At 75.0% G+C, this 20,508-nt stretch carries 20 protein-coding genes; 9 read left to right on the top strand and 11 right to left on the bottom strand.

The window, feature by feature from the left end:
• The first annotated feature begins 152 nt into the window (after positions 1-152).
• The 3 genes from ACIA8Q_RS03435 (at position 153) to ACIA8Q_RS03425 (ending at position 2,760) form a co-directional block, all read left to right on the top strand.
• The gene (locus tag ACIA8Q_RS03435; RefSeq protein ID WP_396316697.1) at positions 153-1,181 is read left to right on the top strand and encodes an ABC transporter ATP-binding protein; all 1,029 of its coding nucleotides are present in this window, start codon (positions 153-155) and stop codon (positions 1,179-1,181) included.
• The gene (locus ACIA8Q_RS03430; protein WP_396316696.1) at positions 1,178-1,912 is read left to right on the top strand and encodes a hypothetical protein; all 735 of its coding nucleotides are present in this window, start codon (positions 1,178-1,180) and stop codon (positions 1,910-1,912) included. The genes ACIA8Q_RS03435 and ACIA8Q_RS03430 overlap by 4 nt, the downstream gene beginning before the upstream one ends.
• A gap of 107 nt (positions 1,913-2,019) precedes the next feature.
• Positions 2,020-2,760 carry a hypothetical protein gene (locus ACIA8Q_RS03425; RefSeq protein WP_396316695.1) on the top strand — a complete coding sequence of 247 codons (741 nt, stop codon included), beginning with the start codon at positions 2,020-2,022 and terminating at the stop codon, positions 2,758-2,760.
• Positions 2,761-2,964: 204 nt separating this feature from the next.
• On the opposite strand, the gene ACIA8Q_RS03420 is transcribed toward ACIA8Q_RS03425, so the two are convergent.
• The 3 genes from ACIA8Q_RS03420 to ACIA8Q_RS03410 all read right to left on the bottom strand — a co-directional run bounded on the left by ACIA8Q_RS03420 (position 2,965) and on the right by ACIA8Q_RS03410 (position 5,429).
• Positions 2,965-3,711, bottom strand: a complete 747-nt coding sequence (locus tag ACIA8Q_RS03420) for an aminoacyl-tRNA hydrolase (protein WP_360205369.1) — start codon at positions 3,709-3,711, stop codon at positions 2,965-2,967.
• A gap of 167 nt (positions 3,712-3,878) precedes the next feature.
• Positions 3,879-4,403 (bottom strand): hypothetical protein, encoded by a 525-nt coding sequence (locus ACIA8Q_RS03415; RefSeq protein WP_360205367.1) that lies wholly within the window; start codon positions 4,401-4,403, stop codon positions 3,879-3,881.
• Positions 4,404-4,499: 96 nt separating this feature from the next.
• Entirely contained in the window at positions 4,500-5,429 is a 930-nt protein-coding gene (locus tag ACIA8Q_RS03410) for a hypothetical protein (protein ID WP_360205364.1), read from the bottom strand.
• A 124-nt stretch (positions 5,430-5,553) separates the two neighbouring features.
• On the opposite strand from ACIA8Q_RS03410, the gene ACIA8Q_RS03405 reads away from it, so the two are divergent.
• Both ACIA8Q_RS03405 and ACIA8Q_RS03400 read left to right on the top strand, forming a co-directional pair.
• Positions 5,554-5,925, top strand: a complete 372-nt coding sequence (locus tag ACIA8Q_RS03405) for a YbjQ family protein (protein ID WP_360205361.1) — start codon at positions 5,554-5,556, stop codon at positions 5,923-5,925.
• Between the two features lie 198 nt (positions 5,926-6,123).
• A complete protein-coding gene (locus ACIA8Q_RS03400; protein ID WP_360205359.1) occupies positions 6,124-7,293 on the top strand; it encodes an NAD(P)-binding domain-containing protein in 1,170 nt (389 codons plus the stop codon).
• Between the two features lie 117 nt (positions 7,294-7,410).
• Here the strand turns inward: ACIA8Q_RS03400 and paaE are convergent, their stop codons facing one another.
• The 8 genes from paaE to ACIA8Q_RS03360 all read right to left on the bottom strand — a co-directional run bounded on the left by paaE (position 7,411) and on the right by ACIA8Q_RS03360 (position 16,234).
• On the bottom strand, positions 7,411-8,574 hold the full coding sequence (gene paaE, locus ACIA8Q_RS03395; RefSeq protein WP_360205357.1) for a 1,2-phenylacetyl-CoA epoxidase subunit PaaE: 1,164 nt from the start codon (positions 8,572-8,574) through the stop codon (positions 7,411-7,413).
• Positions 8,575-9,072 (bottom strand): 1,2-phenylacetyl-CoA epoxidase subunit PaaD, encoded by a 498-nt coding sequence (gene paaD, locus ACIA8Q_RS03390; RefSeq protein ID WP_360205470.1) that lies wholly within the window; start codon positions 9,070-9,072, stop codon positions 8,575-8,577. It abuts the gene before it with no gap.
• A gap of 71 nt (positions 9,073-9,143) precedes the next feature.
• Positions 9,144-10,058 (bottom strand): 1,2-phenylacetyl-CoA epoxidase subunit PaaC, encoded by a 915-nt coding sequence (paaC, locus tag ACIA8Q_RS03385; protein ID WP_396316694.1) that lies wholly within the window; start codon positions 10,056-10,058, stop codon positions 9,144-9,146.
• A gap of 13 nt (positions 10,059-10,071) precedes the next feature.
• Positions 10,072-10,377: a 1,2-phenylacetyl-CoA epoxidase subunit PaaB gene (paaB, locus tag ACIA8Q_RS03380; RefSeq protein ID WP_350578449.1), complete on the bottom strand. Its 306-nt coding sequence runs from the start codon at positions 10,375-10,377 to the stop codon at positions 10,072-10,074.
• Complete coding sequence (paaA, locus tag ACIA8Q_RS03375; RefSeq protein WP_396316693.1) at positions 10,374-11,414, bottom strand: 1,2-phenylacetyl-CoA epoxidase subunit PaaA; 1,041 nt, start codon at positions 11,412-11,414, stop codon at positions 10,374-10,376. The genes paaB and paaA overlap by 4 nt, the downstream gene beginning before the upstream one ends.
• A 423-nt stretch (positions 11,415-11,837) precedes the next feature.
• Complete coding sequence (locus ACIA8Q_RS03370) at positions 11,838-13,280, bottom strand: M20/M25/M40 family metallo-hydrolase (RefSeq protein WP_360205345.1); 1,443 nt, start codon at positions 13,278-13,280, stop codon at positions 11,838-11,840.
• Between the two features lie 954 nt (positions 13,281-14,234).
• Positions 14,235-14,894: a response regulator transcription factor gene (locus tag ACIA8Q_RS03365; RefSeq protein ID WP_360205342.1), complete on the bottom strand. Its 660-nt coding sequence runs from the start codon at positions 14,892-14,894 to the stop codon at positions 14,235-14,237.
• On the bottom strand, positions 14,891-16,234 hold the full coding sequence (locus ACIA8Q_RS03360; protein WP_360205339.1) for a histidine kinase: 1,344 nt from the start codon (positions 16,232-16,234) through the stop codon (positions 14,891-14,893). The genes ACIA8Q_RS03365 and ACIA8Q_RS03360 overlap by 4 nt, the downstream gene beginning before the upstream one ends.
• A 254-nt stretch (positions 16,235-16,488) precedes the next feature.
• Between ACIA8Q_RS03360 and ACIA8Q_RS03355 the strand changes: the two genes are divergently transcribed.
• The 4 genes from ACIA8Q_RS03355 to ACIA8Q_RS03340 all read left to right on the top strand — a co-directional run bounded on the left by ACIA8Q_RS03355 (position 16,489) and on the right by ACIA8Q_RS03340 (position 20,296).
• Positions 16,489-17,409 carry a translation initiation factor IF-2 gene (locus ACIA8Q_RS03355; RefSeq protein ID WP_360205336.1) on the top strand — a complete coding sequence of 307 codons (921 nt, stop codon included), beginning with the start codon at positions 16,489-16,491 and terminating at the stop codon, positions 17,407-17,409.
• A 165-nt stretch (positions 17,410-17,574) separates the two neighbouring features.
• On the top strand, positions 17,575-18,588 hold the full coding sequence (locus tag ACIA8Q_RS03350; RefSeq protein WP_360205334.1) for an aldo/keto reductase: 1,014 nt from the start codon (positions 17,575-17,577) through the stop codon (positions 18,586-18,588).
• A 97-nt stretch (positions 18,589-18,685) separates the two neighbouring features.
• Positions 18,686-19,273, top strand: a complete 588-nt coding sequence (locus tag ACIA8Q_RS03345) for a TetR family transcriptional regulator (RefSeq protein WP_360205331.1) — start codon at positions 18,686-18,688, stop codon at positions 19,271-19,273.
• 105 nt (positions 19,274-19,378) lie between these two features.
• The gene (locus ACIA8Q_RS03340) at positions 19,379-20,296 is read left to right on the top strand and encodes an ADP-ribosylglycohydrolase family protein (RefSeq protein WP_360205328.1); all 918 of its coding nucleotides are present in this window, start codon (positions 19,379-19,381) and stop codon (positions 20,294-20,296) included.
• Positions 20,297-20,508 lie beyond the last annotated feature (212 nt).

Genomic DNA, 20,508 nt, shown 5'->3' with positions numbered 1-20,508 from the left:
ACCACCGGGCCGCAGGAGGACCGGACCAGCGGACCACCGGACCGCGGGAGGACCGGAGCACGGGACCACCGGAAACCCGGAGCACCACGGGCGACCAGGCCGCCGAGACGGTGACGGCAGGGGCGCCGGACCGACGAGAGAGGAGCACGGCCGTGATCGACATCCAGGGCCTCACCAAGGAGTACGGCGGCCGACGCGTCGTCGACGAGCTGTCCTTCGAGGTCCGGCCCGGGCTGGTGACCGGCTTCCTCGGCCCGAACGGCGCCGGCAAGAGCACCACCATGCGCCTGGTCCTCGGTCTCGACCGCCCGACCGCCGGACGCGCCCTCGTCGACGGCCGCCCGTACACCGAACTCTCCGACCCGCTGCGCCGGGTCGGCGCGCTGCTGGACGCCCACGCCCTGCACGGCGGCCGCACGGCCCGCGGCCACCTGCGCTGGCTCGCCGCGAGCAACGGCCTGCCGCAGCGCCGGGTGGACGAGGTGCTCGCCCAGGTCGGCCTGACCGAGGCCGCCGGGCGGCGGATCCGGACCTTCTCGCTGGGCATGCGCCAGCGCCTCGGCGTGGGCGCCGCCCTGCTCGGCGACCCGCCGGTACTGCTGCTGGACGAACCGGTCAACGGCCTCGACCCGGAAGGCATCCGGTGGATCCGCACCCTGCTGCGCCGACTGGCCGCCGAGGGCCGTGCCGTGCTGGTCTCGTCCCACCTGATGACCGAGATGGCGCTCACCGCGGACCACCTGGTGGTGATCGGCCGCGGCCGGCTGCTGGCGGACGCCGCCACCCGCGACTTCCTCGACCGTCACGGCCGCACCCGGATCCGGGTCCGAGCCGTCGACCCGGACAAGCTGGCCGCCCTGCTCGGCGGCGAACTGCTCGGCGGCGAACTGCTCGGCGGTGAACTGCTCAAGGACCAACTGGTCAGGGACCAACTGCCCGACGGTGAGATGCCTTACGGCCGATCGCCGGGTGCCCGGGACATCGGGGGCGCCCCCACCGCGACCCAGGTCGACGCCGGCGCCTGGGAGGTGACCGGCCTCGAGCCCGAGCGGATCGCCGCCCTCGCCGCCGCGCACGGCGTCGTGCTGTACGAGATCACGACCCGACAGGACTCCCTGGAGGAGGCCTTCATGAGGATGACGGCCGACAGTCTCGAGTACCGCGCGGAGGCCGCCGCATGAACGCCCTCAACGCCCTCACCGCCGAGCGGATCAAGTTCACCACCCTCCGCTCGCTCTGGCTCACCCCGCTACTCGCCCTCGGCCTGACCGCCGGCGTCACCGCGGCGGTCGGCGCGGCCCTCGGCGACAGGGACCACAACCTCACCGACGACCCCGGTACTGGAGTCCACTACGGGCTCAACTTCGGCCAGGCCGCGCTGACCTGCTTCGCCGTCCTGCTGATCGGCCAGGAGTTCAAGACCCGCATGATCGACGCCTCGCTCACCGCCGTGCCCCGACGCGGCCTGCTGTACGGAGCGAAGCTCACGCTCGGCGCCCTCGTGGGCCTCGCCGTCGGTGCGGCCGGCACGGCGGGCGCCTTCGCCGGGTACGCAACCACCGTGCCCGGCGCCTGGGACGGCCCCGGCTTCGCCCGCTCCGCCACCGCCGGTGTGCTGTACCCGGTGCTGCTCGTGGTGTTCTGCCTCGGGACGACGGCATTGCTCGGCAACCTCACCGCCGCCATGGGCCTGTTGGTACCGGTGGTCTTCCTGCTCTCGCCCCTGCTCGGCGGCGTTCCCGGGGTGCGCTGGGTGGCCCAGTTCCTGCCGGACCGGGCGGGCCAGTACGCCCTGCGCTACGCCGGGGATCCACAGGTGGCGTACGGCCACTGGACCGGGCTGCTGATCATGGCCCTGTGGGCCGGCGGGGCCGCCTACGGCGGACTGCTCGCCCTGCGACGCACCGGGTGACTCCCGCGGCCAAGGTGCCCCGGCCACCCCACGATCGCCGGGTGGATCCGCACCTCCCGGCGGACCACAAACCGCCAACCGACCACGAACGAAGTGGAGACGAGGGATTGAGCCCCATCCACGCGCTGCGCGCCGAACGGATCAAGTTCACCACCCTGCCCTCGCAGTGGGCGGCCCCGCTGGTGGCCCTGGCCCTGACCGTCGGGATCACCACGGCCGTCAACGCCGCCTACGGCACGAAGGACCACACACCGGGAGAGGATCCCGCCGGCGGGATCTACTACGGCTTGCTCTTCGGCCACGTGGCCGTGGCCTGCACCGGGATCCTGCTGATCGGCCAGGAGTTCAACACCCGCATGATCGGCACCTCGCTCGCCGCCGTACCCCTGCGCAGGCGGTTGTACGGAGCGAAGCTCGCGCTCGGGGCCGCGGTGGGACTGCTGCTCGGCCTGCTCTCGACGGCGGGCTCGTTCCTCGTCGTCGGCGCCACCGTCGGCCTGGACCTCTCCACCCCCGGCCTGGCCCGCAGCTTCCTCGCCGGAGTGCTCTACCACCCGCTGCTGGTGCTGCTCTGCCTCGGACTGACGGCGATGCTGGGCAACTTCAGCGCCGCGCTCGGTGTGCTGACGCCGATGCTGTTCCTCGGTACCACCTGGCTCGCGGCCATCCCCGGCGTCCGCGCGGTCGGGCAGTTCCTGCCCGACCGCGCCGGGCTGTACGCGACCCGCACCCAGGCCGAGGCCGGTGTCCACTACGGGCACTGGACGGGGCTGCTGATCATGGCCCTCTGGACGGCCGCCGCGACCTACGGCGGCCTGCGAGCCCTCCGGCGGTTCGAGGCCGGCTGATCCGCTCGACCGCCGGCGCCGGACGAGGGCGAGCGCCGGCGGGACGAAACAGATGACAGATAACAGATAACAGATTTTGAAATCTGAAATCTGTTCGCTGTCATCTGTCAGCCGGCCTCCGCTGACTGCCGTGCGTCACGGCTCCCCCACGCCGCTCACCGGTCAATGGGCACCTATTGCACGTCACCGATCACCGATCACCGATCACCGCAGCGCCGGGTGGTCCGCGACCACCGTGCAACTGCCGGGCGCGATCTCGGTGAAACCCGCGTCCCGGACCAACGGCAGGCCACTCGCGACAAGTCCCTCCCACGCCTCAGGAGAGGCCGTCCGCACCGCGAGCGCGAACCCGGACTCGGCCCATTCCTTGCGCTGCGCCTCGTCCAGTCGCCACCACGCGAGCTGCGCCGCGTGACCGGTCTGCGCCATCGTCTTGCCCGCGCTCATCTCCAGCTCGGGGTTGAGCCACAGCACCGGCAGGCCCGGCTCCGGAGCGCCGACCTCGGCCGTCTCCTCCAGGTCCGTACCCGAGACCTGGAGCTTGGCGAGCTCCTTGGGCCAGCCGTCCAGCGGGACGGGCGGGAACACCCGCACCTCGGCCTCCCTTCCGGCGACCGTGATCCCCGGCAGCTCGCCCGCCCTGCGCCACTCCCCGCCGCGGGCCCGCCGGACCACCTTGCGGATGCGGGCGTCCTCCCAGGCCACGACGCGTTCCGCCCACTCGCCGTCCGCCCCGGTCACCCGCGCGTCGGCCAGCAGGGTGAGGACCGCCCGCGCCGAGGTCTCCAGCGCGTCCGTCCGCCCGGGCGGCGTGGCCCGCTCCAGCCGGACGACCAGCGGCAGCACGTACTGCGTCCGCGCGTCGCGGTCCTCGGGGTGCGGGGCGGAGTCCCCCTCGGGGACGGGGGCGGAGGCGGGAGCGGGAGTCGGGTCATCGAACGGAGAAGTCACCCGTCCAGCATGCCAGCCCGGCCGAGCCGGTGATCACGCGGTGTCCGGGACGGACGAAAGGAAACGGGCCGACGCGAGGCAGGACGGGAGGAGACGGGACGGACGGGCCGGACGCGACGAGACGGGCGGGCCCGGCGCACGCCGGGCGGGACGGCGGCGCGGCCCGCTCAACGCAGCCGCTGGCGCAGTTCGTCGACCGCCGTCCGGATGCTCGCGCTGTAGGCGTCCTCGGGCAGGGCGTCCAGGCTGTGCACGGCGTGTTCCAGCTGTTCGCGTGCCAGCACGGGCTCACCGAGCTTGAGGTGGTCCGAGGCCAGGTTGAGGTGCAGCGAGGGGTAGAAGGCCCGCACCTGGAGGGCGGACCGGTAGGTCTCGGCGCGTTCGGCGGTGAGCGAGTCAGCCGCGGCCAGCGCCCTCAGGTCCCATTCCAGTTCGGCCTGCGGGTCGTCCTGCAGGTCGGCCAGGTAGTGCGCCAGGACGCAGCGGTGGAAGACGTCTCCGCTCTCACCGAGTGCCTCCCAGAGGGCCTCGAAGCTGGCCCGCGCCTGGGCGGTCCGACCGCGCTGCGCGGCCTGCACGCCCTCCAGCCCGAGCGAGATCCGGGCGAACACCTGGTCGCCCTCGCCGGGCGGCAGGCCGTCCGCCCCGGCCGTCCGCCCCGGCACATCACGCACATCAGACGCATCGGACATGCCCGCAGCCTAGCCGGACCCCCGTCCCAGCGCCCGGACACCGGAACGCCGGAACGCCGGGCACGGACCCGACAGCCCGAAAAGCCCGACAGCCGGTCAGCGCCGGTAGCCGCGCTGCAGGTCCCTCGCCTCGGCGTCCTCGTACGTCAGGAACCAGCCCTCGGGGTGCGTGGCCGCCAGCAGCACCTCGGTCCGCTGCTCGGCGCCGAGCTCCGGGTCACCGTCGTCCGGCCCGTAGACACCGAACAGCTCGTCGTGGCAGCCGTCCCAGTCGTAGTCGTACAGGTCGGCCGGGAGGTCGCCCATCATGTCGGCCACCGACTCGGGCTGCGCGCCGAGCAGGGCCCGGGCGTCGACCAGGGCCATCCGCAGGGCGATCTCCTCGGCCAGGCAGCGCGGCAGCGGCCACTCGCCGAGGGCGAGGTCGTCGGCGAGGTCGTCGAAGGCTCGGGCCATCGCGCGGCGCCAGGCGCGGTGGAGCCGCCAGGTGCGCTGGGGCAGCCGGGCGAAAACCGTCCAGTCGGCGTCGTCGCCCTCGGCGACCGGGTCGTCGCCGTGCTCGTCCAGGTCGTCGTAGGCCGCGTCGGCCAGGCCGAGCAGCTGGGCGTGCAGCAGGCACGCGGTGCGCGGGGTGAGCGTCCAGTCCACCCCCGCGCCGCCCTCCTCGTCGTCCCCCTCCAGCGGGAACAGCTCGGCGAAGTCCGGCGCGAAGTCCTCGGTGACGCTGATCTCCAGCGTGCCGCCGATCGCCTCGACGCCCGGGATCGCGGCCACCAGCCGGTCCGGGTGCAGCAGCGCGCCGAGCGCCGCGTTGGCGTCCTCGGCGACCTCGCGCAGCAGTTCACGGCGCTGGCCGGCCGGGTCGATGCCCTCGAACGTCAGGTCCTCGACCGCCCTGATCGCGGCGGCGCGCAGCGCCGGCCAGTCGGTGATCCGCAGGCCCAGCACCACCGTCGCCTCGATCTCCTGCGCGCCGGAGTCCTCCGCCGCGCCCGGCCCCTGTGGATGATCGCTTCGCTCGCCCATGGGGCTACGGTACGGCCTTTCGGCCGCCCGATCACCGGTCTGAACCAGCTTCTGGACGCCTTCTCGGCCATCGCCCGGTCGTGCCTCTGTCACTCGGACGCACGACGGCGGCAGGATGGGCGCCATGGCTGACATCAACGAGTACGGCGGCGGGCAGGGCCCGAACGCCGACGTCCTGGTCGTGACCACCAACGACATCCCCGGTTACCGGGTCGACCACGTGATCGGCGAGGTCTTCGGACTGACCGTGCGCAGCCGTCACATCGGCAGCCAGATCGGCGCAGGGCTGAAGTCGTTGATCGGCGGCGAGCTGCGGGGCCTGACGAAGACCCTGGTGGAGAGCCGCAACGAGGCGATGCAGCGGCTGGTCGAGCAGGCCCGGGCGCGCGGCGGCAACGCCGTCCTGATGATGCGCTTCGACGTGACGGAGGCGGCGGACGTCGGCACCGAGGTCTGCGCGTACGGCACGGCCGTGGTGATCTCCCCCGCCACCTGAGAGCGGCGCCCGACCACCGCCGAGCGCGAGGTCGCCGACCACCGACCCACCGACCACCGGCCACCGGTGGCTGACGGCTGACGGCACGGGAACACCCGCCGCCGGGGAGCGTCCGACGCCCGGGAACACCGGCCCCACCCCGGATGTTTCACGGGCGTGACTGTTTACGGTGCAACGAACGACGGTGGAGCCCGGCGCGTGGACGTGCTGGTGGTGGGCGCCGGCCAGGCGGGCCTGTCGGCCGCCTACCACCTGGGCCGCCGCGGCTTCGTCCCCTACCGGGCGGACGCCGACGGCGGCTTCGTCGTACTCGACGCCGACCCCGCGCCGGGCGGCGCCTGGGCGCACCGCGCGCCGTCCCTGCGGATGGCCACTGTCCACGGCTTCCACGACCTCCCGGACGCCGAGCTCCCGCCGGTCGACCCGCAGGCCCCCGCGCGGGAGGTGGTGCCGGGGTACTTCGCGGCGTACGAGGCCCGCCACGCGCTCCCCGTCGTGCGCCCGGTCACCGTGCGCACGGTGCGCGCCGAGTCCGACCGCCCGGGCTCCCGGCTGCTGGTCGAGACCGACCGGGGCACCTGGTCCACCAGGGCCCTGATCAACGCCACCGGCACCTGGACCCGCCCCTTCCTCCCCCACTACCCGGGTCACTTCGGCGGCCGTCAGCTGCACTACGCGGAGTACCGCGGCCCGGAGGAGTTCGCGGGCCGGCGCGTCCTGGTGGTCGGCGGCGGCGCCTCCGCGATCCAGGTGCTGTCCGAGGTGGCGGCGGTCGGCGAGACCGTCTGGGTCACCCGGAGCGAACCCGTCTTCCACGAGGGGCCCTTCACCCCCGAGTACGGTCGCGCGGTGGTCGCCAAGGTCGAGGAGCGGGTCCGGCAGGGGCTGCCGGTGCGCAGCGTGGTGAGCGTGACGGGCCTCGGCCCGTCCGTCGCCTACCGGCGCGCCGAGGAGCTGGGAGCGCTGCACCGGCGTCCGATGTTCGACCGGCTCACCGAGCACGGCGTCGCCTGGGGCGACCAGGAGCTGGCGGTGGACGCGATCGTGTGGGCCACCGGTTTCCGGCCGGAGGTCGGTCACCTGGCCCCGCTCGGGCTGCGCTCCCCCGGCGGCGGCATCGCCCTCACCGGCACCCGGGCGACCGCCGATCCGCGCGTCCACCTGGTCGGCTACGGCCCGTCCGCCAGCACCATCGGTGCCAACCGGGCCGGGCGCGCAGCCGTCAACGACCTGGTCCGGCTGCTCGGCGACCCCGCCGAGCAGCCCGCCCCGGCCGTGGACCCCGCAACGGCCCCGGTCCCGGTCCAGGCCCCGGTGCAGACCCCGGCCGCGGCCCTGGTTCCGGCTGCCGTACCGGCCGCGGTCTGACGCCCGCCGGCCCGCCCGGCCCGCCCTGCCCGCGAGGCGGACGCCGGCGGTCACCGGCCCGTCGGCAACGGCCACCGGCCAGCGGTCATCGGGCCGGCGAGTCGGCGGATCAGCGGATCAGCGGTCGAAGTCGACCGTCACCCGGTCGGTGAGCGGCCGGGCCTGGCAGGTGAGGGTGTAGCCGGCGGCGAGCTCCTTCTCCTCCAGCGCGAAGTTCCGGCGCATCTCCACCTCGCCCTCGGTGACCAGGGCGCGGCAGGTGCCGCAGACCCCGCCCTTGCAGGCGAACGGCAGGTCGGGGCGGGAGCGCTGGGCGCCGTCGAGGATCGAGCGGTCGCGCGAGAGGGAGAGGGTGCTGCCGCGTCCGTCCAGGACGACGGTCACCTCGCTGTGCGCGCCGTCGGCGGCGTCCGCGTCGTCGCGGTCCTCGGGGCGCTCGGCGGCCGGTTCGTCGTCGGCGTGGAACAGCTCCTGGTGCACCCGCTCACCCGGCACGTCCAGCTCGGCGAGCAGCTCCTTCGCCCCGGCGACCATGCCGAACGGGCCGCAGAGCCACCAGTGCCCGACGGTCGGCACGTCCACCAGCGCCGCCAGCAGGGCCCGCACCCGTTCCGGGTCGAGGCGGCCGGTGAGCAGTTCGGCGTCGCGGGTCTCCCGGGACAGCACGTGGACCAGCTGGAAGCGGCCGAGGTAGCGGTCCTTCAGGTCGGCCAGCTCGTCCGCGAACATCACGGTGTCGCTGCGCCGGTTGCCGTAGAGCAGGGTGACGGTGGAGCGGCGGTCGGCGGCCAGCACGGAGGCGGCGATCGACAGCATCGGAGTGACGCCGGAGCCGGCCGCGAGCAGCACGTGGTCGGCGGGGGAACCGAGTTCGGGGGTGAACAGGCCCAACGGCGTCAGCACCTCCACCTCCTCGCCGGGCCGCGCGTCCCGCACCAGCCACCGGGAGAACAGCCCGCCGGGCACCTCCCGGACGGCGATCCGCAGCGGGCCCCCGGCCGGGGCGCAGATCGAGTACGAGCGGCGCTCGTCGCCGCCGTCCACCACCTTGCGCAGGGTCAGGGTCTGGCCCGGCCGGAACGCGAACTCCTCCACGAGCCCGTCCGGCACCGCGAAGGTCACCGCCACGGCGTCCTCGCAGAGCCGCTCGATCCGGTCGATCCGCAGCCGGTGGAAGGCCGGGCGACGGGCCGGGCGGGCGGCCGGGCCGAGGTCCTCGACGGGCGTGGCCGCGGTGAGCGAGGCCTCGGCGGAGGAGGCTGCGGGCGAGGCGGCGGGCATTCAGATCTCCTTGACGCGTTCGAAGGGCTCCCGGCAGGCGCGGCAGCGCCAGAGCGCCTTGCAGGCGGTGGAGCCGAAGCGGGACAGCTCCTCCGTGTCCGCGCCGCCGCAGCGCGGGCAGGGCACGGGGAGGGCGGCGGCGGTGCGGGTGGGGCCGAGGGTCAGCGCGACGGGCCCGGGCCCGGCCGCGCCTGCGGCGGCCGCGCTCGGGTGCGGCGGGGCGATCCCCGCCTCGGCGAGCTTGCGGCGGCCCTCGGCGGTGATCAGGTCGGTGGACCACGGCGGGTCCAGCCGCAGCCGGACCCGGACGGCCCGGTACCCGGCCGCGCGCAGCCGGCGGTCCACGTCGGCGGCCATCTCGGCGACGGCCGGGCAGCCGGAGTAGGTCGGCGTCAGCCAGGCCGTCACCTCGGCGCCGTCCGTCTCGACCTCGGCCAGCACGCCCAGATCGGCCAGGGTGAGCATGGGCAGCTCCGGGTCCGGGACGGCCGCGGCGATCTCCCAGGCCGCCCCGGGGACCGCCCTGCCGGCCGCTCCCGGGAGCGCCGCGCCAGCCGCCGTCGTCGCGCTCACCACGTCGCCCCCGGGTGGGCGCGGGCCAGCACCTGGAGTTCGGCGAGCAGCAGGCCCAGCGCCTCGGTGTGCACGCCGTCGCGACCGGCCCGGCCGAGCACGGTGGCCAGCGGCGGCACCTGCGGCACGGTCAGTCCGGCCTCGGCGAGGACGGCGCCGAGCTCGCGCAGCACCGGCTCGCGCAGTGCGGCCGGGTCCACGCCCACCCGGAGCTCCACCGGATGGGCGGTGAACAGCTCCTCCAGCAACGGCCAGACCGCGTCCAGGCCGGCCTGCATCCGCGCCGACGAGTACGGCGTGCCGTCGCCCAGCCGCAGCGTCCAGGCGGTGGCGTACTCGCGGTGGTACGCCAGCTCCTTGGCGCCCCGGTTGGCGACCGCGGCCAGCACCGGGTCCGGGTGCGTGGCGAGCGCCTCGTAGAGCGCGCCGCGGGCGGTCGCGAACAGCAGCAGCCGGGCGATCGAGTGCGCGAAGTCGCCGTTGGGCAGCTCGACCAGGCGGACGTTGCGGAACTCGTGCTCCTCCCGCCAGTACGCCAGGTCGTCCTCGGTGCGGCCGGAGCCGTCCGCCTGGCCGGCGCGGGTGAGCAGCAGCCTGGCCTGGCCGAGCAGGTCCAGGCCCAGGTTGGCGAGCGCGACCTCCTCCTCCAGCTCGGGCGCCCGGGTGCACCACTCGATCAGCCGCTGGGAGAGGACCAGGGCGTCGTCGCCGAGCATCAGGCAGCAGGCGGCGAGGTCGGCGCCGTCCAGGCCGGCCGGCAGAGTGGTGTCCACACCCAGCAGCGGGTCGGCGAAGCCCGTCCCGTACGCCCAGCGGCCCTCGCCCTCGGGTCCGGGGGCGGCCTCGGTGAGGCTCAGGTAGACGTGGTCGTCGACGTCGTGCGCGTCGGTGTGCGTGGTGTGATCCTGCATTGCGGTTCCCCCGTCAGATGTGCGGGACATCCTCGGGGATGTCGTAGAAGGTCGGGTGGCGGTAGACCTTGTCGCCGCTCGGCTCGAAGAACGGGTCCCGCTCGTCCGGGGTGGAGGCGGTGATCGCGTCCGAGCGGACCACCCAGAGGCTGACCCCCTCGTTGCGGCGGGTGTAGAGGTCGCGGGCGGCGAGCAGCGCCATCCGGTCGTCGGCCGCGTGCAGCGAGCCGACGTGGACGTGGTTCAGGCCGCGCCGGGGGCGCACGAACACCTCGTACAGCGGCCAGCCGGCCTTGGACCCGGCCTTGGACTCGGTCACTTTCCGTTCTCCTGTTCGGTGTGCGCGTGCTCTCCGGCGGGCCGCGGGCTCTCCGACGGCTCCGCGGCGGCCGGTGCGGACTGCTCGGCCCTGCGCTTGGCCGCGTAGGCGACGGCCGCCTCGCGGACCCAGGCGCCGTCCTCGTGCGCGGCCCGGCGGCGGTCGATCCGCTGGGTGTTGCACGGCCCCTGGCCCTGGATGACCCTGGTCAGCTCGGACCAGTCCGGCTCGCCGAAGTCCCAGCCGCCGCGCTCCTCGTTCCAGCGCAGCTCCGGGTCCGGGAGCGTGACGCCCAGGTGCTCGGCCTGGGGGACGGACATGTCGACGAAGCGCTGGCGCAGGTCGTCGTTGGTGTGGCGCTTGATCCGCCAAGCCATCGAGCGGGCGGTGTTCGGCGAGTCGGCGTCCGAGGGGCCGAACATCATCAGCGACGGCCACCACCAGCGGTCCACCGCGTCCTGGACCATCCGGCGCTGGGCCTCGGTGCCGCGCATCAGCGTCATCAGCAGCTCGTAGCCCTGGCGCTGGTGGAAGGACTCCTCCTTGCAGATCCGCACCATCGCGCGGGCGTAGGGGCCGTAGCTGCAGCGGCAGAGCGGGACCTGGTTGCAGATCGCGGCGCCGTCCACCAGCCAGCCGATCACGCCGACGTCGGCGAAGGTGAGGGTGGGGTAGTTGAAGATCGAGGAGTACTTCTGGCGCCCGGAGATCAGCTTCTCGGTGAGCTCGGCGCGGTCGACGCCGAGCGTCTCGGCGGCGGCGTAGAGGTAGAGGCCGTGGCCGGCCTCGTCCTGGGCCTTGGCGAGCAGGATGGCCTTGCGGCGCAGGGAGGGGGCACGGGTGAGCCAGTTCCCCTCGGGCTGCATGCCGATGATCTCGGAGTGGGCGTGCTGGGCGATCTGGCGGATGAGCGTGGCCCGGTAGGCCTCGGGCATCCAGTCCCTGGGCTCGATCCGCTGCTCGGCGGCGACGACCGCCTCGAACCGGTCTTCCGGCGTCTGCGCCGGGACCGCCTCGGCCACCTCTGCTGTCACCACGGTCCCCTCTCGTGTCCTGCTCCGGCGCCCCCTGGGGCGCCAACCGACTGACCGTTCGGTCGGTACCATTCTGCGCGGCGGGACGGAGGGATGGCAAGGGACACGGGAGGAGCGAAGGGGCGAGGGGCGGCGACGAACAGATCACAGATGACAGCTGACAGATTCTGAAATCTGTCAGCTGTCATCTGTTCGCCGTCACCGGTCACCCGTCAGCCGGCACCGGCCGGTCGTCGGCCGGTCGCGGGCCGGTCGTCGGCCGGTCGCGGGCCGGTCGTCGGCCGACCACCGGAGTACGGGCGGGCGGAGGCGCTGGCGAGCGGCACGCCGGCGGGCGGCACGCGGACGGCCGGGCAGGCCGCGGGCGGACGAGTGGCGGGCGAGCGCCGGCCGACCCAAGCCCTCAGCGGCGGCCGGGCAGGCCCGTCACCCCTCCGTACGGTCCCGCAGCCTCGGCAGCGGAACGGCGAGGAGCGCGGCCAGCAGGGCGATCCGGGGCGCCAGCTGGTCGAGGCGGATGTGCTCGTGCCGGGCGTGGGCACCAGCGCCGACCGCGCCGAAGCCGTCCAGCGTCGGCAACCCGCGCGAACCCGGCAGGTTGGTGTCCCCCGCGCCGCCCGCCGGACCGCCGTCCAGCTGCTGACCGAGCACTGCGGCGAGCGAACGGACGTGCCGCAGCAGCGGGTTGGCCGACCGCTCCGGCCAGGCCGGCCGGCTCGACAGCACCTCCGTCCGTACCCTCGCGCCCGGGCGCAGCGCGGTGAGTCTGGCGAGGTTGTCGAGCGTACGGCGCTGCGCCTCGGCGGTGGCGAACCGCAGACCGAGCTCCGCCTCGGCCCGGCCGGCGATCACGTTGGCACGCGAACCACCACTGATCCGACCGGCGTTGAGCTCGGTGCCGGGCTGGCCGGCGAGGCCCCGGACGACGACGAGCTGGTCGACGAGCTCGTCTACGGCCGACACCCCGTCGCGGGCGTCGTTGCCCGCGTGCGCCTCGCGCCCGGTGACGGTGAGCCGGACCCGGGTGCTGCCGCGCCGGGCGGTCTTCAGCCGGCCGTCGGGATGCGGCGGTTCGAGGCCCAGGACCGCTGCCGCGCCCCGGAGTTGGCGCTCGACAAGCCTCCTGCCGTCCGGGCTGCCGACCTCCTCGTCCGAGACGACGACCAGCCGGACCGTCCGGTGCGGGCGCTGCCCCAGGTCCGCGAGCAGGGCGAACGCGCCCTCCAGGATGGCGAGTCCGCCCTTCATGTCGACGACGCCGGGCCCGCTGAGCCTGCCGTCCTGCTCGGTGACGGGCCAGTCCGCAAGGGTGCCGACCGGCCAGACGGTGTCGTGGTGCCCGACGATCAGCAGGTGCGGAAGGGTCTCGTCCTGCCCTTCCCACTCCAGGACGAGGTGGTCTCCGGCCGGCCCCGGTTCGCGGCGGGCGGTGGCGCCGGTCGCACCGAAACCGGTGGCCAACTCCTCGGCGAGGCCGTCGAGTCGGGGGGCGTCCCCACTCGGAGACTCTATCCGGGCCAGATCGGCGCAGCGGCGCCGGACGGCGCCGGCGAGGGTGCGCGCTCTTGTGCTGAGGGCCTGCGGCAGGCCGGGGAGCGCGGCGGCGGCCGCGGCGGTCGCCAGCGCGGCGGTGGTGGTCGCGGCCATGACGGCGGCCGGGGCACCGGCGGCGGGGGCCTCGCCCTCGGCGGCGGCCTGGGCCGCGGGGACCACCGCGGTGCGAGCGGGCGCGGCAGGGGCGGGCGTGGCAGGGGCGGGCGCGACGGGATCGGCGGGGACGGGCGCGCCCGCTGGGGCGGGGCCGCGGTCCGGGTCGGGTTCGGCGGCGGCACTCGGTGCGGCGGGCGACCCGACGATCTGGGGACTCAACGCTCGCCTCCGCGGCCGCCGCCGGTATTCAGCGGCCGCACCGGCCGACCGCCCCAACCCGGCTGCCGGGCCCGGCCCGACCGTGCCGATCGACCGGGATGGTGCGCGGTCCTTCGGGACGGCCCGTCTGGCCCGGGTGCGGTGGAACGGCTGGTCGGCGTGCTTGGCATTGCGTCCTCCTCGCTCGATCCGGTGGCCCCGGTGCGCCCGGGGCCCCGTGGACGGCGGCCTCCTGGTGACGGGCGCAGTGGCCGGACCGTCGCAGGGAAGCCGAGATGTGAGCCTAGAAGAACCCTTCGACTTCCTGCGAGGTGGCCCTGCTCCCAGCGCGCCGGGACCGGGCCTCAGCCACGGGCACCCGTCGGAGAACGGCGGCGGGCGCTCGGCGCGCGGGCCTGGATCGGCGCGCGGACGCGGTCGCCGGATCGCGCCCATCTCCACCATGGACCCGCCGCCCGCGTTCGGCAGCGCAAACCGCCAAGGCGCGGGATTTCCACGCCGGATGGGTGACAACGGCTCAGCGCGCGGTACCAACCGGGGTCACAGCACCGGCTCAGGGGGAGCCCGGTCCGAAGCGTGGGGAACACCCACGTGAACACCGCCCGACGTAACGCCCCACGCGACTTCGGTGGCACCATCGGAGTGCGGAGCCAGCGGGGCCCCGACAGCTTCACCGGGCACCACCGGCCCCGGCGCCCCGCCCTCCCCTGGCGGCGCAACGTCCGGTCGGTGGATGGGTCGGTGGATGGGTCGGTGGATGGGTCGGTGGATGGTTGGTGGACGGCCGGTTGGCGGCGTCCTCGGTTCCACGCGGCGAGCGGCACGCACCGGACGATGCCCGGCGCGGACCGCACGGAGCTCCCGCCCCACGCGGTTCCCGCGCATCCGCCCACTGCCCCCGCCCGGCCACCGGGCGGGCCGTCGAGGTCGGCCGGCCCGGCCCCGCGGTCGGGTTCAGCCGCCGTCCTCCACCATCCCGGCGTCCCGGGCGAGCAGCGCCGCCTGGACCCGGTTTCCGACCCCGAGCGCGGTCAGGATCCGGCTGACGTGCGCCTTGACGGTGCTCTCCCGCATGCCGAGGGCACCGGCGATCTCCGCGTTGGAGAGCCCGTCGGCGAGTTCGCGCAGCACGTCCGTCTCGCGCGGGGTCAGCCCGGCGATCCGGTTGCGGGCGGCCACGGACCGGGGCGCGCCCGTGCGGTGGTAGCGGTCGATGAGGCGGCGGGCCGCTGCCGGGTGCAGCATCCCCTGGCCGGCGGCGACGACGTGGACGGCCCGGGCGATCTCGGCGGGTTCGGTGTCCTTGAGCAGGAAGCCGTCGGCACCGGCGGCGAGCGCCTGGTAGACGTACTCGTCGAGGTCGAAGGTGGTGAGCGCGATCACCCGCGGGGGCTCCGGCAGTTCGCGCAGCCGCCGGGTGGCGGCGATGCCGTCGAGCCGGGGCATCCGGATGTCCATGAGGGCGACGTCGATCCGCCGGCGGCGGGCGAGTTCGACGGCCTGCAGCCCGTCGGCCGCCTCGGCGACGACGGTCAGGGCCGGGTCCTGGGCCAGGAGGTCGACGAGGCCGAGCCGCACCAGTGCGTCGTCGTCCACGACCATCGTGCGGATCATGAGGCGTCCTCCGGCTTCGGGGCGGGGGGCTGGGCGGGGATCGGAGAGGGGATCGGGGAGGGCCCGCCGACCACGGGCCGTACGGGGGCCGGGGCCAAGGCCGAGGCCGGCGCCGAGACCGAGACTGCGGCCGGAGCCGGGTCGGGCGGACGCTCGGGAGCGGGCAACCGGGCGGAGAGCCGGAAGCCGCCCCCGCCGTCAGGGCCCGCGTCGAGCCGTCCGCCGAGTGCGCCGACCCGTTCGGTGAGCCCGACCAGGCCGTACCCGCCACCGGTGACCGGACCGTTCGCCGAGGCCGCGCCCGGCCCGTTGCGGACCTCGACGGTGGTGGCCGGGGCCCCGTAGCGGACCAGCACGGTGACGGCCGCGGCCGGCGCGTACTTGCGGGCGTTGGTCAACGCCTCCTGCACCAGCCGGTGCACGGCCAGGCGGTGCGTGGTGGGCACCGCCTCCGGATCCCCGGCGAGGGCCAGTTCCACCTGCTGCCCGGCCGAGACCGCCTCGCCGACGAGTTCGGTGAGGTCGCGCAGGGCGGGTGCCGGGACGCGGTCCGATCCGGTGAACTCCGGCGGTCCCTGACCGGCGACCGGTGGCGGCGCGGGGTCGGCGCGCAGGGCGCCGAGCACGTCGCGCAGGTCGTCGAGCGACCGGGCCGCGGTGGTGCGGAGCAGTTCGAGGCGGTGGGCGAGCCGGTCCGGGTCGTCGGCGACGGTACCGGCGAGGGCCTGATCGCGCAGCACCCCGGCGTGCAGCACCAGCAGGCTGAGGCGGTGGGCGAGCACGTCGTGCATCTCCCGTGCGATCCGGGCGCGTTCGGCGGACCGGGCCTGCTCGGCACGCAGTTCGCGCTCGCGGCGCAGCACGTCCACCTGCTCGTGCAGGGTGCGGATCAGCACCCGACGGCCGTGCAGCCACAGCCCGACGGACAAGGTGGCCGACTCGACGAGGAGTTGGGAGCCGGTGGTGCCGGCCCAGCCGATCAGCGAATCGGCACGGGCGGCGCTGACCAGGGCGATGACGGCGCCGCCGGCCGCGGCCGGGCCGGTCCGGCCGAGGGAGGCGAGGTGGTAGACGCTGAACAGGCCGGGGAAGGCGCGGTTGAACAGGCCGCCGGTGAGCACCGGCAGGACGGCGGAGGCCACCGGGTGGCGCCGGGCGAACACCAGGGAGAGCGCGGCGAGCGCGGCCAGTACGGTACGGGCAAGGCGCAACGGTCCTTCGGCGTGGGTCCATTGGAAGAGGGACTCCTCGACGGCGAGGCCGAGGATGCCGAGCAGCAGCACCGTGTCGGCCGACGGCCGACGACCCGGGCCGTACCAGCCCAGCCGGGCTGTGTGCATCGGGCTCCTCCCGTCCTCCGGCTCACGCTCCTGCCCTCCCGCCCCACCCGTGCGTTCCCCGCGTCCTCCCCGGTCCTCTCCCCGCTCTCCCCTGCCCTCCCGCACCCGCTCCGCGGACGTCCGGCTCGATGCTAAGGGCGGGCGACGGCCGCGCGCCCCCTCCTCCCGGGCACCCGCACCCTCGACTTTCGTCGGAGGCCGGCGCGGCTGCCCGGCCGATCCCCGCCCCGGCTCCGCTCCCTAGCGTCGTCGACATGACGACCGATCAGCTCCGCACCCGCCCCGGCTCCTCCGCCCCCTCCGCCCCCTCCGGCTCGCCCGGATCTCCCGGCTCGCCCGACGGATCCGAGGCCGGTGGCTCCGGCATCCCGTCGCACGGTTCACCGTCCGGCGGCGACCGTCTGCTGTTCCTCGTCGAGGCACTGCGCACCTTCCACGACACGGGAGCGCTGGCGCCGAGCGGCGCGGACCTCGTGAACGCCCTGGTGGTGCCGGCCACCAGTCGCCCGGACCGGCCCATCTCGGTCCTGGAGGTCGGTGCCGGGACGGGTGTGGTGACGCGACGCCTGGCCCAGGTGCTGCGCCCGGGCGACCGGCTGCACGTCGTCGAGGCCAACCCCCGGTTCGCCGCCCGGCTGCGGGCGGACCCGGACCTGGCCGAGCCCCGTACAGGGGTCTCGGTGCGACTGTCAGCCTGCCGGGTGGAGGAGCTGGCGCGGTGGCGCCCGTCCGCACCGGAACGACCGGACGGCACGCGCGGGGCGGTCGGCAACGGCACCGCGGACGGCGCCGGGGGCGGAACCGCGGGCGACGGCCGGGCCCCGGCGGCGGCCGAGGGCGAGCGGTACGACGTGATCGTGTCCGGCCTGCCGTTCACCAACTTCGAGCCGGCTCAGGTGCGCCACCTCCTCGACCTCTACCTGCGCCTGTTGCTGCCCGGCGGCGAGCTGACGTACTTCGGGTACCTCGGCACGACCGCGGCCCGGACGCTGGTGGCGGGGCCCCGCCGGGGTGCCCGTCACCGTGCGGTGGTGCGGCTGCTGCGGCAGTTCGAGGAGGCGTACGGGCTGGGCGGGCGGACCGCGTGGCGCAACCTGCCGCCGGCCCGCGCCCACCTGCTGCGCTCGCCCGGCGGGCGGGAGGCCGGGACGGTGCCGACGGGCGCCCCCGGGTGACAGATGACAGCCGACAGATGACAGCCGACAAATTTCAGATGACAGCTTTCAGATGACAGACGACAGCGAACAGATTTTGAAATCTGTTCGCCGTCGTGCCATAGTGGGACGCGGGTCACCTCGCCCTCGCCCGCCCCGGCGCCGCACCCACCCCTGGAGCCCCCCGTGTCCACCACCTCCCGCCCCGCACAGCGCACCCTCGGCACCTCCGGCCCCGTCACCTCCGCCCTCGGCCTCGGCTGCATGGGCATGTCCGACCTGTACGGGCCGGCTGACGAGGCCGAGAGCATCGCCACCATCCACGCCGCACTCGACGCCGGGATCACCCTCCTCGACACCGGCGACTTCTACGGCATGGGCCACAACGAGCTGCTGATCCACGAGGCCCTGCGCGGCCGGGACCGCGACAGCGTGCAGATCAGCGTGAAGTTCGGCGCCCAGCGCAGCCCGGACGGCCAGTGGCTCGGCTACGACGCGAGCCCCGCCGCCACCAAGACGGCGCTCGCCTACACGCTCCGCCGCCTGCGCACCGACCACATCGACGTCTACCGCCCGGCCCGGCTGGATCCGAGCGTCCCGGTCGAGGAGACCATCGGCGCCATCGCGGACCTGGTGAAGGCCGGCCACGTCCGTCACATCGGCCTGTCCGAGGTCGGCGCGGACACCCTTCGCCGCGCCGCCGCCGTCCACCCGATCAGCGACCTGCAGATCGAGTACTCGCTGATCTCCCGCTCGATCGAGGCGGCCGTCCTCCCCACCGCCCGCGAGCTCGGCATCGGTGTCACCGCCTACGGCGTCCTCTCCCGCGGTCTGCTCAGCGGCCACTGGAACCAGGACCGCCCGCTGGCCGGCACCGACTTCCGCGGCCACAGCCCGCGCTTCCAGGGCGACAACCTGACCCACAACCTCGCCCTCGTCGAGGCGCTGCGCGGGGTGGCCACCGCGAAGGGGGCGAGCGTCGCACAGGTCGCCATCGCCTGGGTCGCCTCGCGCGGCGAGGACGTCGTCCCGCTGGTCGGCGCGCGGCGCCGCGACCGCCTCACCGAGGCGCTCGGCGCGCTGGACGTCACGCTCACCGCCGCGGACCTGGCCGCCATCGAGGCGGCCGTGCCGGCGGGTGCGGCGGCGGGCGACCGCTACGCTGCCGCCCAGATGGCGCACCTGGACAGCGAACGCTGACCGGTGCTCCCATCGGAGCACACCCGGCCGGACCGGTCCGACCCCGGGCCCGGCACCGCACCGCCCCTGAACGCACGACCCTAAGGACGGCCTCCCCGTGACCACGGACACCACACTCACCGCCGAGCAGATCCTGATCGCGGCGGAGGACGTCCTCCGGCGGTTCGGCCCGGCCAAGGCCACCGTCGTGGACGTCGCCCGGATCCTCGGTGTCAGCCACAGCAGCGTCTACCGCCACTTCCCGAGCAAGGCCGCGCTGCGCGAGGCGGTCACCCAGCGCTGGCTCGACCAGGCGCACCACGAGCTCGCCTTCATCTCGACCGAGCCGGGCCCGGCCGCCGAGCGGCTGCACCGGTGGCTGGTGACGCTCTTCGCGGCCAAGCGGAAGAAGGCGCTGGACGACCCGGAGCTGTTCGCGACGTACATGGTGCTGGTCGAGGAGAACAGCCGCACGGTCGACGCGCACATCGAGACCCTGGTCGGCCAGATCGCCCAGATCGTCCAGGACGGCATGGAGGGCAAGGAGTTCAAGCTCGCCCACATCCTCTCCACGGCCCGCGCCGTCTTCGACGCCACCGCCCCGTTCCACGACCCGGCGTACGCGACCACGTGGTCGGAGCCGACCGTCGAGGACCGTTTCGAGGCGCTCTGGAAGCTCATCCTCGGCGGGCTGCTCGCCAAGTAGGACGCGTCACGGCCCGGTGGGCCGGGCGCCGGAGGGAATCCGGTGGCCGACAAACCGGGCCGTCCGGCAGACTGCCGCGCAGGTTGATCTCACTTGGAGGATGACATGCGCGCGGCCCGGCCGGTTCTGGACAGTCTGGAGGGGCTGGCCCTCGGCGACGCCTTCGGCGACCGGTGGTTCTCCGTCCCGCCCGACGAGGCACCCTCGGCGCTGGCCGCCCGCCGGATCCGGCCCGCCCCCTGGCACTGGACCGACGACACCGCGATGGCCCTGGTGCTCGTGCGACACCTGGTCGACCACGGCGAGGTCCGGCAGGACGCACTGGCGCGGGAGTTCGCGCAGGAGTACGCCCGCGAGTACGGCCGCAAGTACGGCCCGTCGATGCACCGGGTGCTGCGCGGGATCGGCGCCGGCGAGGACTGGCGCACCGTCACCTCCGGCCAGTTCGAGGGCCAGGGCTCGTACGGTAACGGCGCCGCGATGCGGGTCGCCCCGCTGGGCGCCTGGTTCGCCGACGACCTCGACGAGGCCGCCCGGCAGGCCGAACGGCAGGCGCTCACCACGCACTTCCATCCGGAGGCCGTCGCCGGCGCCGTCGCGGTCGCCCTGGCCGCGGCCCTCGCCGTCCGCAGCCGGGGCGAAACCCCGCCCGACCGGGCCGAGTTGCTGACCGAGGTCGCCGAGCGGCTGCCGGACGGCGACGTGCGCTCCGGCCTGCGGATCGCCGCCCGGCTGCCCGCGCACACCAGCGTCCGGCACGCCGCCACGGTGCTCGGCTCGGGCCTGTCGATCTCCGCCCCGGACACCGTCCCGTTCGCCCTCTGGTCCGCCGCGGGCCGGCTCGACTGCCTGCCGGAGGCGGTCTGGCACACCCTCGGGGGCTGGGGGGACATGGACACCACCTGCGCGATCGCGGCCGGGGTGGTCGCCGCCCGCACCGGTCTCGCGCAGGTCCCGGCCGCCTGGTCGGCCGCGCGCGAGGCGCTCCCGGGCTGGGCCGCCGAGTCGGCGGCGCCGAACTGAGCGCAGGCCCGCCGCGGGCCCGCTACGGACCTGCGACGGACCTACGACGGGCCTACGGCGAGCCGACGACTGGCCTGCGCATGCGACCGCGACATGGCCGGGGCCGGGCGGCGGAGCCGGGCGGCGGAGCCGGGCGGCGGAGCCGGGCGGCGGAGCCGGGCGGCGGAGCCGGGCGGCGGAGCCGGGCGGCGGAGCCGGGCGGCGGAGCCGGG

Origin of the sequence: Kitasatospora sp. NPDC051705, from assembly GCF_044453265.1 — a bacterium.
Lineage (GTDB): Bacteria > Actinomycetota > Actinomycetes > Streptomycetales > Streptomycetaceae > Kitasatospora.
This window is presented reverse-complemented; position numbering and strand designations above follow the sequence as displayed.